The sequence below is a fragment of the Paenibacillus radicis (ex Gao et al. 2016) genome (assembly GCF_014641555.1).
Taxonomy (GTDB): domain Bacteria; phylum Bacillota; class Bacilli; order Paenibacillales; family Paenibacillaceae; genus Pristimantibacillus; species Pristimantibacillus radicis.
Genome location: NZ_BMHY01000003.1, coordinates 346,364 through 360,168, shown reverse-complemented (window position 1 = coordinate 360,168; position 13,805 = coordinate 346,364). Strand labels below are relative to the sequence as shown.

15 protein-coding genes are annotated in these 13,805 nt (G+C 52.0%); 8 read left to right on the top strand and 7 right to left on the bottom strand.

What is annotated here, in order from left to right; translation table 11 throughout:
* The first annotated feature begins 17 nt into the window (after window positions 1–17).
* Entirely contained in the window at window positions 18–1,103 is a 1,086-nt protein-coding gene (locus IEX98_RS10240; protein WP_188888902.1) for an FUSC family protein, read from the top strand.
* A gap of 113 nt (window positions 1,104–1,216) precedes the next feature.
* Here IEX98_RS10240 and IEX98_RS10235 read toward each other — a convergent pair whose 3' ends face one another.
* The 6 genes from IEX98_RS10235 to IEX98_RS10210 all read right to left on the bottom strand — a co-directional run bounded on the left by IEX98_RS10235 (window position 1,217) and on the right by IEX98_RS10210 (window position 6,039).
* Complete coding sequence (locus IEX98_RS10235) at window positions 1,217–1,519, bottom strand: transposase (protein ID WP_188888901.1); 303 nt, start codon at window positions 1,517–1,519, stop codon at window positions 1,217–1,219.
* A 21-nt stretch (window positions 1,520–1,540) separates the two neighbouring features.
* The gene (locus IEX98_RS10230; RefSeq protein WP_188888899.1) at window positions 1,541–1,684 is read right to left on the bottom strand and encodes a hypothetical protein; all 144 of its coding nucleotides are present in this window, start codon (window positions 1,682–1,684) and stop codon (window positions 1,541–1,543) included.
* 985 nt (window positions 1,685–2,669) lie between these two features.
* A complete protein-coding gene (locus IEX98_RS10225; protein WP_188888898.1) occupies window positions 2,670–2,972 on the bottom strand; it encodes a hypothetical protein in 303 nt (100 codons plus the stop codon).
* A 26-nt stretch (window positions 2,973–2,998) separates the two neighbouring features.
* Window positions 2,999–3,604: a TVP38/TMEM64 family protein gene (locus IEX98_RS10220; RefSeq protein WP_188888896.1), complete on the bottom strand. Its 606-nt coding sequence runs from the start codon at window positions 3,602–3,604 to the stop codon at window positions 2,999–3,001.
* 47 nt (window positions 3,605–3,651) lie between these two features.
* Window positions 3,652–4,836, bottom strand: coding sequence for an MFS transporter (locus IEX98_RS10215; protein ID WP_188888894.1), 1,185 nt, complete (start codon window positions 4,834–4,836; stop codon window positions 3,652–3,654).
* Window positions 4,837–4,863: 27 nt separating this feature from the next.
* Window positions 4,864–6,039 (bottom strand): MGDG synthase family glycosyltransferase, encoded by a 1,176-nt coding sequence (locus IEX98_RS10210; RefSeq protein ID WP_188888892.1) that lies wholly within the window; start codon window positions 6,037–6,039, stop codon window positions 4,864–4,866.
* Window positions 6,040–6,174: 135 nt separating this feature from the next.
* Here IEX98_RS10210 and IEX98_RS10205 point away from each other — a divergent pair, with 135 nt between their 5' ends.
* Window positions 6,175–7,152 carry an aldo/keto reductase gene (locus IEX98_RS10205; RefSeq protein WP_188888890.1) on the top strand — a complete coding sequence of 326 codons (978 nt, stop codon included), beginning with the start codon at window positions 6,175–6,177 and terminating at the stop codon, window positions 7,150–7,152.
* A 39-nt stretch (window positions 7,153–7,191) separates the two neighbouring features.
* Here IEX98_RS10205 and ilvA read toward each other — a convergent pair whose 3' ends face one another.
* Entirely contained in the window at window positions 7,192–8,454 is a 1,263-nt protein-coding gene (ilvA, locus tag IEX98_RS10200; protein ID WP_188888887.1) for a threonine ammonia-lyase IlvA, read from the bottom strand.
* A 122-nt stretch (window positions 8,455–8,576) separates the two neighbouring features.
* On the opposite strand from ilvA, the gene IEX98_RS10195 reads away from it, so the two are divergent.
* The 6 genes from IEX98_RS10195 to IEX98_RS10170 all read left to right on the top strand — a co-directional run bounded on the left by IEX98_RS10195 (window position 8,577) and on the right by IEX98_RS10170 (window position 13,741).
* Complete coding sequence (locus IEX98_RS10195) at window positions 8,577–9,128, top strand: hypothetical protein (RefSeq protein WP_188888885.1); 552 nt, start codon at window positions 8,577–8,579, stop codon at window positions 9,126–9,128.
* A 1,256-nt stretch (window positions 9,129–10,384) separates the two neighbouring features.
* Window positions 10,385–10,573 carry a hypothetical protein gene (locus IEX98_RS10190; RefSeq protein ID WP_188888883.1) on the top strand — a complete coding sequence of 63 codons (189 nt, stop codon included), beginning with the start codon at window positions 10,385–10,387 and terminating at the stop codon, window positions 10,571–10,573.
* Window positions 10,570–11,418 carry a hypothetical protein gene (locus IEX98_RS10185; RefSeq protein ID WP_188888882.1) on the top strand — a complete coding sequence of 283 codons (849 nt, stop codon included), beginning with the start codon at window positions 10,570–10,572 and terminating at the stop codon, window positions 11,416–11,418. Before IEX98_RS10190 ends, IEX98_RS10185 begins: the two co-directional genes overlap by 4 nt.
* A 33-nt stretch (window positions 11,419–11,451) precedes the next feature.
* A complete protein-coding gene (locus IEX98_RS10180) occupies window positions 11,452–11,898 on the top strand; it encodes a flavodoxin (protein WP_188888880.1) in 447 nt (148 codons plus the stop codon).
* 254 nt (window positions 11,899–12,152) lie between these two features.
* Window positions 12,153–13,004, top strand: coding sequence for an AraC family transcriptional regulator (locus IEX98_RS10175; protein ID WP_188888878.1), 852 nt, complete (start codon window positions 12,153–12,155; stop codon window positions 13,002–13,004).
* Between the two features lie 65 nt (window positions 13,005–13,069).
* Window positions 13,070–13,741: an SOS response-associated peptidase gene (locus IEX98_RS10170; protein WP_188888876.1), complete on the top strand. Its 672-nt coding sequence runs from the start codon at window positions 13,070–13,072 to the stop codon at window positions 13,739–13,741.
* Window positions 13,742–13,805: the final 64 nt, after the last annotated feature.

Genomic DNA, 13,805 nt, shown 5'->3' with positions numbered 1-13,805 from the left:
GTAGAGGAGAAGGACGTATGACGATTGGAGCGCGGGTGCTGAAGACAGGAATGGCTGTCGCACTGGCGATTTATTTAAGTGGTTTATTCGGATTTCCATCGCCACTTATTACGGCGGTAGCGGCCATATTGACGATTCAGCCGTCGATTTATCGTTCGTGGCAGCAGGTGCTGGACCAGTTCCAGACGAATCTTCTCGGGGCTGCGATGGCGCTCGGGGCGATGCAGTTGTTCGGTCAAACGCCGATTGCAGTGGGACTCGTATGTATACTCGTTATTCTAGTCAGCATACGACTGAAGATGGAGACGACGATTGGTGTTACGCTCGTCACCGTTGTGGCGATCATGGAGGCGCATGGGCAAAATATTACGGTTGCGTTAGACCGGTTTCTGATGGTGCTGACCGGTATCGGGGCCGCATTCACGGTCAATGTTCTAGTCTTCCCGCCAAGGCCCAGAAAGCAGTTCACGGAGCAGGTGCATCACGCATATGGGCAGCTGTCGCTGCTGCTTCGCACGGCGATCTCCAACGAGATGAAGGAGCAGGTGTACCGCAAGGAGAAGGAAGCGCTGCATGCTACGCTGCGCAAGCTGGAGGATCGGTATACGCTGTTCGAAGAGGAGCGGAAGGTGCTGGCCCGGACGAAAAAAAGCCATGCCCGCCAGCTGCTCGTATCCAAGCAGATGATCAAATCGCTGCAAAAGGGCTCTGAACTCCTTGACGTTGTAGAGGAGCATTATTTTGCCTCGCCGGGAGCGGAGCAATGGGCTCAGCAATTTGACCGTCAGATCGAGGATTTGACCAAATATCATGAATCGATCTTGCTCAAATTTGAGAATAAAATGAAGCCTCATGCGGCGATTGAACCGGAAGAGGACCGTGAAGTCAAGCTGGTCAAAGAGCTTACCGATTATTTGAGGGAAGACCCGGACGAGCATAAGCGTCTCGTCTTCGTGGCTTCTGGGTTGTTCGAATATGCTTACCATCTGCGGCGGCTGGAAAAGCTGGTTGACCAGGTGCAGCAGCGGGGCGCGGCCGAGGAAGGCCGGCATGAGAAGGAAGAAGCGGTTGAGAGCTTGGCGGATAAGCCTAGCAAGGGTTAGGAACAGGTTAGGTACCCTTCATGCAATCCACTCTGGTTAATGATAGTGAAAAGGAACGGCTGCCCATGTTTGGTTGTTATCAACCGAACATGGGCAGCCCGTTTTTGTTTTATTTAATTATCGGTTTTATTGCTGCCCTTATGGCGGCGGGGATGCTGCATATGAGCCTCGGGATCGTTGTCGTCGTCCTTCGGAATAAGCCGTGGATCAGTACGCCCTTCATGGTGGTTGTCGAAGTCAAGCTCGACTAGCTCCCATTCCGTTGAGCCCAACTGCGGGTCCTTTGGAAATACATCTCCGCGTTCAAGCTTTTCGACGCGGCCCCACTCGTTTTCGTAGACGCCGTCTACGTCGACATTTTCGCCGGAGATGGGGTCCATATCGTTTTGCCGGTTATCATTATCATGCTCGTTCATCGTACTCGTCCTTCCGTTTGCTTATTGTCCGTGCTTCGGTACCGCAGCCGTGTCGGCCTCGGACTGCAGTTCGCTTGCCTTCTGCTTGCCTGCACCGGTACGGTCGGCTTTCGACTGGGCTTTGCTTGCCGCAGTTTGTTTGTGGGATGGCTGTTCACCTGACAATTGCGTCTCCTCCTTTCGGCTGAGGATGCTCCAACAGTTTGCCACAAAAGGAAGAATTGTATGAGTTTGAAGCGAAGGAGGGGATCGTTGGGTCATTGAATACGACGAGGTAAGGGGAAGAAGCGCGGGAGGGAGATAAGACCCTGCGAGGGTCTTAAAGGAGTGCAAAGCAAGAATAAAAGTGCGAATAAGACCCTGAAAAGCCTTTAAACCTAGAAAACAATCAAGAAACAGGCGGTATTCCGCATGGCGGGAAGGCGTTAAGACCCTGCGAGGGTCTTAAAGGGGTGCAAAGCAAGAGTGAAAGTGTGAATAAGACCCTGAAAAGCCTTTAAACCTAGAAAACAATCAAGAAACAGGCGGTATTCGGCATGGCGGGAAGGCATTAAGGCCCTGCGAGGGTCTTAAAGGGGTGCAAAGCATGAGTGAAAGTGCGGTTAAGACCCTGAAAAGCCCTTAAACCCGGAAACCAACCAAGAAACAGGCGGTATTCGGCATGGCGGGAAGGAGTTAAGGCCCTGCGAGGGTCTTAAAGGGGTGCAAAGCATGAGTGAAAGTGCGAATAAGACCTTGAAAAGCCTTTAACCTAGAAAACAAACAAGAAACAGGCGGTATTCGGCATGGAGGTAAGGCGTTAAGGTCCTGCGAGGGTCTTAAAGAAACACAAAGCAGGTAAGAAAGTGTAGTTAAGGTCCTTTGAGGGTCTTAAGTGAAGCAACTTAGTAGTCGGCAAGAGCGAGCAGAGCAGTCAGGTGGACGGGATAAGCGGCCTAAGAGGTGGGAGACCGAATAGTCAGTGTGCAAGCATCAAGGTGTGGGGACGAGTAAATATGGTGAAAAGGGCTAATAGGCAATGTGGCGGCAGAGATGAGCAGCGAGGGAGCAGAAGGGTGCAGAACAGCAGAACAGCAGAACAGCAGAAGAGAACAAGTTTCCAAAGTCAAGGGACTGCCACCCGCCGGCCACAAGAAGCGCTCGATACGTGTTACATCAAGCGCAGCCCGCAGGACGGGCAGTCGATGTTCTGCTCCGTGACGGTCTCGCTGCAGGCGGGGCAAAGCTCCGTGAAGGGCTGCGCCGAGGCGGCAGCGGCCGCTTCGGCATTACCCGGCTGCTCGCCCGCGCCAGGGCGAAGGAAAGCAGGCGTGCCGAACAGCGACTCCACCATCTCTTTCCACTCCTTGTATTTATCTGAATCGTCCGTGGAGATCCGGATAAAAAAGAACATGGCGCCAAGAAGCAGCGCCGCGAAGAGCAGGACGATTAACGTGGCTCCGATATTGAACATTCGGGAAAAGCCCCTCTCCGATGTAGTCAGCTAATTTGATAGCGGGCTTCCAGCCGTTTTCCGCCGAACCACATCACAAGGATGACAGCGATGGTGACGAAGATACGCCAAGGCTCTTGGCGGAAGCTGCTAATATCGAAGCTAATCAGCGAGATGCTTAGAATCATAACCGCCTTGCCGAGCACGGTAGCGATGGCAAAGGTACGGAACGGGACGGAGCTTAACCCCGACACGATGTTAATGAGTGAGGAAGGGGAGAAAGGAAAGCATGCCAGCAGGAAAAGCGGCGTAAAGCCTCTGCTTTCGATCCATTTGAAAAACTTCTGCGAACGCGGGAACCGGCGTTCGATGCGCGCCCTGACGTTATGCCCCAGCCGGCGGCTGATCCAGAATACACACAGCGCGCCAATGGACACGCCAATCCAGGAAAACAGGAAACCGAACCATAGCCCAAATATGTTGGCGTTAGCAGCAACAATAACAAGCAGTGGCAGAAAAGGCAGAAACGCTTCCAATAGCGGCAGCGTGATTCCTAGCAGCGGGCCAAATTCCGCATAGCTCTCCAGCGTACGCTGAAGATGCTCAAGATCGATATTTTGGAGCAGATGCAGCCAATTTTGAATCATTGTCATGAACTCGTAATCCCCACTCTTTCCCTATCCTTACGGAGCTTACTATGTTATCCCGATGCTCGTCCGCTCAATGCTCTCGACGGGAGAAATAAATAGAACAATCCGATTAATCCGAACAGTATAGCGCTAATCCATACAACCGATGGCTCCCCGTAAGAGGTAGCGATAAATCCTCCGGCCAGAGGTCCGACCATAACGCCAATGCCTTCAAAGGTGGATAAAATGCCCCAGCCAAGCCCTTCCTGCTTCGGCGGCACGTAAGCGGCCAACAAAGCGTTCCACGCAGGCAGAACGGCAGCATAGGATAAGCCCAGCGCCATTGCGATGATTAAACAATACCAGAATGGAAGCTTCCATGCCAATAAATATAAACTGACGGCGAAAAAAATAAAGCCGACGACCAAAAATCCCTTTTTGCCGCCTAGCTTGTCCGTTAAACGGCCCATCGGAATAAGGCCTGCGGCAGCACATATTCCTCCTAGCGTGAGAAGTAAGGAGTATTGAGTGCCGGGGATGCCGAGATGCTTCTCGGCGAAGCTCGGCAGGATCGGGACGAGCATGCTGGCGCCTGCGGTCTGCAGGATCATACCGGGAAGCAGCAGCCGCATTTGCTTAAGCTGCGAGCCCAATACCGCGAACTGATCGCGAATCGGCACCGGCTTCAGGTCGTTAGCGCGCTTGCCGCTCATGAAGAAGGAAAGCACCCAGCTGACGAAGGCCAGGGCAAGCAGCAAGTAGTAGGTGCCGACAGCGTTATAGTCGAGCAAAATGTTGCAGACAATCGGTCCGGAGCCTAGTCCGACGAACCAAATCGTGTAGAGGAAGCCCATTTGTGTCGCCCGCTGCTCCGACGTTACTTTGGTCAGGCAGACGATCCAGATCGGCGACATTCCTATGCCGTACAGGGCGGAAGCGGCAATGAACACCCATGGAAGCTGGGCGAATTGGAACAGGAACACGCCAACCAGCGAGAGGAGCAGGCCAATTTGAACGACGAACCGGATCGAAAACCGGTCGAGCAAATAACCGATGGCCATTTTCAGAATCGTATCGGTCAAGTAATGTGCCGTAATGGCGACGCCGATAATATCGAGCGATAAGCCGAGCGTTTTTTGCCCGTAGATGGGCAGCAGGCTGATCAGTACGGCGCCGCGGACAAACTCGACGATGAACAAAATGATCGAGATGAGCCGCAGCTCCGCTCCAAACCAAGGATTATTCGTTAATTTCACAGGCTATAAAACCCCTTTATCATTGAATTACACCGTTGAAAATAGCGATCTCCCGGACTGGATGCGGCTTAAAATATCACGTGCGATGCTCTCCGCAGCCGACTCCGTAAATTGCAGGGAGTTCAAGCAAGCCTTGCTGCTGGAAAGGCGCTCCGGGTCGTTAATGACGCTTAGCAAGCTAGCGATCAACTGCTCAGGCTTCCGGCAGATGACGGCGGCTCCCTTTGACTGCAAATAGACGGCATTTTGCTTCTCTTGGCCAGGAACAGGCCGGTAGATAAAGATAGGCAGACCTGCGGCTATGCCTTCCGAGAGTGTGACGCCTCCAGGCTTCGTAACAAGGCAGGTAGAGATCGACATCAGCTCGTGAATTTGCTCGACGTAACCGAACAGATGCAGGCGCGAGCCATGCGGATGATGGGCAAAACGCCGCTCCACCGTATGGCGCAGCTTTTCGTTGCGCCCGCAGACGAGTGCAATCTGAACAGACGGATGCTCTTCAAGCAGGCCGGAACATAGTTTACCGATATGAGGCATGACGCCTTGTGCGCCTGCCATGAGCAGGATCGTCGGCTGAGCGGGGTCCAGACCAAACTTTCGGAATATCTCCAGATTCGGAGCGACATTGTGGAAGCCCCGTTTGAGCGGGATGCCGCTGACATGAACACTGGTGCTGCGAATACCCAGCATGCCAAGCTCCTGCTTCAGGTCATCGGTTGCGACATAATAGCGCTCGATATCGGGATGTACCCACCGCCGATGCAGGTCAAAGTCGGTAATGACCGCATAGGAGGGCGGGTTCCCGAATAAGAGGGAGCGCCGATTGAGCGATGGCAGTGCGAATAAAGGGAACGTATGAATAACAGCATCGGGTTTTTCTTGCGCCATTATGCGTTTGATTTTGTCGCGGCCCAAAGAATGCAGCAATCCCCCGAATAAGGAGTTATGCTTCATAGGCCGCGTAACGCCGTAGACCCAGCCGTAAAGGGCGGGCAGGCGCGTATAGCTTTGCTGATAAAACTTGCGGGTCATTTCATTGAGCCAAGGGTGAGACTCGGCCATCAGATCGATGAGCACGGTCCTGTAATTGCCTTGCTCCTCCAGCGCGTCACGAATGGCGCGGGCGGCCTGCACATGTCCTTCTCCATATGATGCGTACAAAATGAGCAGCTTGGGCTGACGGAAATAATCATGCTTAGCCATGGAATGGTGCACCTCCTGCCGCAAGTATAGCGGGCAATTGTCATGCCATTGTGAACATAGTTTGGTACGTATTTATTATTTTTGTATAATGGGTATTGTATCCATAAAAAATTGCGAGGCAGAGGAGAATGATTCATGGAATATACGTACTTGGGACAGTCCGGACTTAGAGTAAGCCGTTTATGCTTGGGCACGATGAACTTCGGTGTCGATACCGACGAGAAAGAATCGTTCCGCATTCTAGATGCGGCTCTTGATGCCGGGATCAATTTCATTGATACGGCCAACATCTACGGCTGGGGAGAAAATTCAGGCCGCACCGAAGAGATTATCGGGCGCTGGTTTCAGCAAGGCGGAGGCCGCCGAGAGCGCACAGTGCTCGCTACCAAAGTATACGGCGACATGCATGATACTTATGACGGTCCAAATCGTGAACAAGGTCTGTCGGCTTATAAAATTCGCCGCCATCTCGAAGGTTCGCTGAAGCGTCTGCAAACAGACCACATTGAGCTTTATCAAATGCATCACGTGGACCGGAATGTTAACTGGCGCGAGCTGTGGTCGGCATTTGAGACGGCGGTTGCGCAAGGGAAGATCGGTTATGTAGGGTCCAGCAACTTTGCTGGCTGGGATATTGCAGTGGCGCAAGGAGAAGCGAAAGCGAGAGGGCATCTGGGTCTGATCTCAGAGCAGCATAAATATAACTTGTTATGCCGTTTGCCGGAGCTGGAAGTATTGCCGGCTTCGAAGGCGCTCGGCTTGGGCGTTATTCCTTGGAGTCCGCTTGACGGCGGTCTGCTGGGCGGTAATCATCGCCGCGGCGATGCCGGGCGCAGAAGCGGGGATAACAAACGTCTGGAGAAGCACCGCGAGCAATTGGATGCTTACGGAAAGCTTTGTGATGAGCTTGGCGAACCGGAGGATCTGGTATCACTTGCATGGCTGCTTTCGAACCCGGCCGTTACAGCGCCGATTATCGGAGTGAGAACGCTGGATCAATTTGAGCGCTCGCTGCGTGCAGTAGAAGTGAAGCTGGATGAGGCAACGCTCGCCCGGATCGATGAAATATTCCCGGGACCGGGCGGAGACGCGCCTAAAGCTTACGCTTGGTAAGTAATTAAACTTGATAAGTATTTAATCAGGTTTAATGAATCAAATAAGCAGGTTGAACAGGACAGGATCTTTGTTCAACTCGACGAACTGAATGCCTTTCTTCTGCAAACGGCCGATCAGCTCGGCATAATCGTCGCGATGCTTCAGCTCGATGCCAACAAGGGAAGGCCCATTGTCCTTATTATGCTTTTTCGTATATTCGAAGCGGGTAATGTCGTCGGTCGGGCCAAGTACATCATCAAGGAATTCTCGCAAAGCGCCTGCGCGCTGCGGGAAGCTTAACATGAAGTAATGCTTGAGTCCTTCATAGATAAGCGAACGCTCCTTGATCTCCTGCATCCGGTCGACGTCATTGTTGCCGCCGCTGATGACACAGACAACCGTCTTGCCGGCAATCTGCTCGCGCAATTGCTCTAGTGCCGCAATCGGCACTGCGCCTGCGGGTTCAGCAACGATCGCATTCTCGTTATACAAATCGAGCAGCGTCGTGCAGATTTTGCCCTCGGGAACGGCAATGACATCGTCAAGCAGTTCGCGGCAGATGGCAAAAGTCATGTCGCCTACGCGCTTGACCGCTGCGCCGTCGACGAACTTCTCGATCTGATCCAGCGAGATAACCTCTCCTGCATCCAGCGATTCACGCAGGGACGGAGCGCCTTCCGGCTCAACTCCGATGACTTGAGTGGTTGGTGACACTGCTTTCACATAGGAAGCGACACCGGCTGCGAGACCGCCGCCGCCAACTGTCACAAGCACGTAATCAGGAACTGTCTCTGCGGCTTCCATCAGTTCTTGACCGACGGTTCCGTTGCCGGCGATGATTTTGAGGTCGTCGAACGGATGAATAAAGGCCATTCCGCTGCGATTGCTCTCTGCGACTGCTTCGGCATAGGCATCGTCAAAGGTATCGCCGGTCAATATGACCTCGACGAAGCTGCCGCCGAAAAACGATACTTGATTCACCTTTTGCCGCGGAGTTGTGCTAGGCATATATATTTTGCCCGGAATGCCGAGCGTTTGGCAGGAGTAAGCGACGCCTTGGGCGTGGTTGCCGGCGCTGGCGCAAATGACACCGAACGCAAGCTTTTCGGGAGCCAGAGAACGCATGGTATGATAGGCACCGCGAATTTTAAAAGAACGGACGATTTGCAGATCCTCCCGCTTGAGCAGTACGGTGCAGCCGTAGCGCTCTGAGAGCACACGGTTGTACTGGAGGGGAGTGCGGGTAATGACATCCTTCAAATGCATTTGCGCGTGAACGATTTCTTCTAATCCGATTTTTGGAGCATAGGAAGCTTCCATGTGCAATCACCTCTTCAATTATCAGTTGCTAACAACTACGAATGATTCATTATAGCATCCTCGTTCAGAACATGCAGTGTAAATCGATGGCTGCTGGTCTGATGGACGGGGAAGGAGGCACTATGGGGAAGTTTTTCAAACGGCTGCTGACGACAATTGTCATACTGGCCGTACTGCTCGTGGGCGGCGGTCTGTGGCTGAAATCTTACGTCGCCCCTCAGCAGGATTTGGATATGCGCTACGAGCCGATTGATCTCAAGGCCAAGGCGCTGGATATGGTGAAAAGGCTGTCGCCGGAGCTTGTCCTGACAGAAGCCGACGTCAACAATTTGCTCAAAATGCAAATGGGCAGCAATCAGGAGGATATCTATCCCGACATGAAGCTGAACGGCGCGGCCTTTGAACTGAAGGACGAGCGTCTGCTGGCGCATCTGAACGTAACCTACCGGGACAAGATTCCGGTTGGACTGCTTGTCACCTACAAGCTCGTCTGGAAAGCGCCAAACGTTGTGCTGGAGCCAATTCAGATGAGCGTACGAGGCGTTAAGCTGCCGCATGGCTCGATGGAGAAAATCGTCATTCCGCTTGGCTTGTCCGCGGATGACATTGTCGGCGTAGGCGACGTCCGTTTCGAATCGGATAAAGTCATGATCCGGCTGAAAGTGAACTTATAACGGGATATACAATAAGGTATATGCAATACGCAGGACGCTTCCGATGATGAATTGGAGGCGTCTTTTTTGCGTGTTGCTGGACTGCCGGTCAGACCTGCACGGAGTTCGGATAGTTCGCCAGAGGGAATAACGGACTGAACGAACTGATTCCACTGATAGCGCAAATAGGTGCGCTGCACACAGTTTGTATGGAGCGTGAAGCGTGTTCCTCAAAGAATTAGCGAACTGATTCCGCTGATAGCGAAAGTAAGTGCACTGTAGGCAGTTTATATGGAGCGCGCAGTGTGTCCATTAAAGAATTAGCGAACTGTTTTCTCTATTAGCGAAAATTAGATGAAATCAAACCTGCAGCGAACCTGATTCGCAAAATAGCGAAGTCAAGTTCGCTGCGCGGAGAACAATAGAGGCTGATTCAGCCTACAGCGAACTTAATTTCGCTATCCGTGAACCTAGGTTCATGAGTAGCGAAGCTAGCTTCGTTATGGTGAGGAGCGTGCTCGAAGCAGGCTCAAAACGCTGGAAAAAGCGAAACGAAGTTCGCAAAATAGCGAATCCGGTTCGTTGTGCATGTTTTGGATGGTGTATGAAGGATGCGACTAAGGAATTAGCGAATCGCTCTCTTTATTAGCGAAAACAAATTCGCTGTATGAGTGTAAATTAGCAGATCAAAGCTACAGCGAACCCGATTCGCAAAATAGCGAAGTCAAGTTCGCTGCGCGGAGAACAATAGAGGCTGATTCAGCCTACAGCGAACTTAATTTCGCTATCCGTGAACCTAGGTTCACGGATAGCGAAGCTAGCTTCGTTATGGTGAGGAGCGTGCTCAAAGATGGCTCAAAACGCTGAAAAAAGCGAAACGAAGTTCGCAAAATAGCGAATCAGGTTCGTTGTACGTTTTCTGGATGGAACATGAAGGTTGCGGCTAAGGAATTAGCGCATCGCTTTCGCTATTAGCGAAAACAAATTCGCTGCAAGTATTTTGAATGGTAAATAGTAATGGTAAACCATTTAGTTTAGCGAAGCCGGCTTCAAGTAAACGGATGTCAATAATGTGGTTGACACTTTTACTGAGAATGGTTATCATAAATACGAAAGTGATAATCATTATCAATTAATATAGCTTAATTAACCTCATGTTGCAACGACTCACTTGCTGCGGTACGAACGAATACAGCGGCAGTCTATAAATCTGTTGTTTACATTAATCAAAAATATAACAACGCTCAGTTGTCACATAGATACAGGAGGAAGCGGAAATGGGATTATTGTACGAAATGGTTCTCAAAAAGAAACAATCGGCACTGCTCGCCTTAACCTATAAACGCATGAACAATTCGGAGGCTCAGCTGTCCCCCGCGGAGAGAGTGCAAACACTTGCGGCTCTCCATGGACTTGACCACAAGAGCGCTGCAAGCTTGAACCGGGTGGAGTTGATGCAGTTATGAAGGAGCATTCCTACGATAAAAGCGAGCAGCTTGGCAGCACGGAGACAGGGCGCCCATGGAACTGGATGCTGTTTCCGTTCTCTTCGATTATAGCAGCAGGGGAATCTCTCTATGCGGCTTCGTCGGGCCACGGTATTTATGAAATTAGCGGTTCAGGCCAATGGGAGAAACTGAGCGCAGGGATGCCAGAGCAGGCCAATACAAACCGGCTCCAGATGCATAGCGGACTTCTTCAAGCTTGTACGAACTATGGCTTGTTCCAATTCGATAACGGCAAATGGTCGGACACGGGACTGGCAGTGCCGTGCTATCAATATCGGCTGCTGGGCGGTACGGGTTATGCAGCCACCGAATACGGACTATGGATACATACGCAGGACAAATGGGAGCAATCCTCATGTACCGATAGACGGGTCTATGATTTCCTTAACCTGCCTCAATATCTCATAGTCGGCCATGATCAGGGAATATCGCTATACGACCGCTTTATGGACAGTTGGGCGCAGTTTGAGCTGAATCGGGCGGTAACCAGTCTGAGCGTATTCCGCGGGCACTTGCTGGGCTCAAGCGATAAGGGCGAGCTGTTGGTCGGTGATAAGAAAGGCCAATTCGACCGGATACGGTTTGGCAATCATTTTATTTTCGGCATAAAAAATTTCAATAAAGAAATATACGTATGCACCGACCATGGCTTGTTCCGGCTTGGTTATATCAAAGAAAGGCTGATGCTGCTCTCGGTAAAGCTGGGCTTCCCGGTGACGGATGTCGATCTGCAGGGCGGCCAATTTTATATGGCGACGTTGTTCAACGGTATTCAGACGCTGGACGTACAGCCACAGCTATAACCTATAAATACGGGTGCGAGGGGAGAGAGGCTGTTGCCGAAAATTATCGTGCTGTACACAAGCTTGACTGGGAATACGGAAGAGATGGCGGAGTCCATCACAGCAGGAGCGAAAGAGGCTGGCGCGGAGGTCGTGGCGAAGGAAGCATTCGACGCTTCACCGGAAGAGCTGCTGACCTATGACGGTATCATAATTGGAGCTTATACCTGGGGCGACGGGGAGCTGCCGGATGAATTTCTCGATTTTTACGAGGACATGGACAGTCTTAATCTGGCCGGGCGAAAAGCGGCGGCGTTTGGCTCCGGCGATTCGTCATATCCGATCTTTTGCGCATCGGTCGATATTATTGAAGAGAAGCTGAAAGCGCTTGGTGCTGAAATTGTAGCCGAAGGGCTCAAAGTGGAGTATAGTCCGTCCGGGGATGAGAAGGAAACGTGCAAGGCGCTCGGACGGCAGGTAGCCGAAGCTCTTCAAGCATAGTTGGTTTCGAAAATAAGAAATCCGCATTTGAACGGACTCATGTCGTTCATAATGCGGATTTTTTCCATTTTAGATGAGGTTTTTGGCGTAATGGAAGGGAGAAATAGGAGGATTGTCGAGTCTTGTAGACAAACGGTGACGATTTATGTAACATGGCAGTAGATTTAAGATTGAAGCGTGAGATCGGGACTATTTTTCAGAGATTAACAATCGCTAGAAACCCCGGAGTTTACAGCTATAGGGAGAGATAATCATTGCAAGAGGACTTGCTGCTAACCTTTCGTTCGCCGCCGCTGCCATTTTTCATAGAATCGAACCGCAGAACCTACACCGCTGGGCAGGAGCATCCGAACCGGAGCAATATTGGCGTGTTCGACTTGCTCTTCGTACAGGAAGGCTCCCTGTATATCGCCGAGGAGAACAATAAATGGACATTAAAGCCGGGTGACGTGCTCATTCTTCGTCCGGACCGCTGGCATTGCTCGTTCAAACCTTGCACGGAGGAGACGACATTCGACTGGGTGCATTTCCAGACCGTTGGCGCCTGGGAGGAAACCGAAGGAAGCCATACGGGGTCGCTAAGAGGCGATTACTACACCTACGCCATTCGTCTGCCGAAAAAAATGCATCTGTCCTTCCCGGACGAAGCGAAGCTGATCTTCTCGCAACTGCATGAGGCCGCGAGCAGCTCCTCGCATGGCGCCTTCTGGGAACGTCAGCAGCGCTTTCTTCATCTGCTGCAAATGCTGGATGAAGGCTGGCGCTCAGATGCAGCCCGAGCAGGTGTATCTGTCGCAGAACGTGCCGCCGCTTATTTGAAGATGAACTACCGCAGCGTCATTACCAATACGATGCTTAGCGAGGCGCTTCAGCTGCACACGAACTACATTACCCGCTGCATGACGGAGGTGTTCGGCTGCACGCCGCAGCAGTACTTGCTGTATTACCGTCTCGATCAGGCCAAGCTGCTGCTTATTAAGACAGATTGGACGATTGCTAAGATAGCGGAAGAGACCGGATTCCGGCAAACTCCGCATTTCTCGCGGCTGTTCGCTGCACAGACGGGTATGCCGCCGCTGCGTTTCCGCAAACGTTTTACAAACTAACGAATAGCCCAGCCCATTTTATGCAAATACTTGAAACAGAGGAAAGCAGAAGGGGCTGGGCTAACATGATTGAACGGTATTCCATTACGGCGGATGTCGGCGATATGGTCGAGGCATTCCAAATTAAGAAGCTGCTTCATTGCTATACGAACCGGTTCAACGTTGCGCCGACGCAAACGGTGTCCATCGTGATGAACGATAAGTGGGAGCAGCGCACGATGCATGACGCAAGATGGGGGTTGTTTCCCTTCTGGGCCAAAGATTCGCTTAACGCCGATACGGCGACGCTGTCGGACAAACGTTTCTTTGACCGGATGCTGCGCAGACAGCGGTGCGTCGTGCCGTGCAGCGGATTTTTCGGCTGGCAGCAGGTCGGCAAAGAGAAGGAGCCGCGGGCGATGCATATCGTTGTGCCGCAGCAGCGGCTGCTTGGCGTTGCAGGCTTCTATGACGAGTGGCGCAATTACAGCGGTGAGCTGGTTCGGGCTTTTACGATGCTGACCGCATCGTCTTCGGGTGCAATGTCGCAATGGCAGCCTCGTGTGCCGATCGTGCTCGATGAGGAAGGGCTTGAGGACTGGCTTAATCCGCGCGTACAGGATTACCGGTCGCTGCGCAAGCATCTGGAGCCGCTGGAGCCCTATCAAATGCGCGCTTATCCGGTCACGAACGCAATTGGCGACGAAGCGTATGAATCGCCGGATTGTATCCGGGAGATTCGGCCGGACTTCGCTTAGGCAAGCATGAGAAGATAGCACGGATGAAAAAAAGACAGTTTCGAGAGGAAGGCGTTATGGCCCC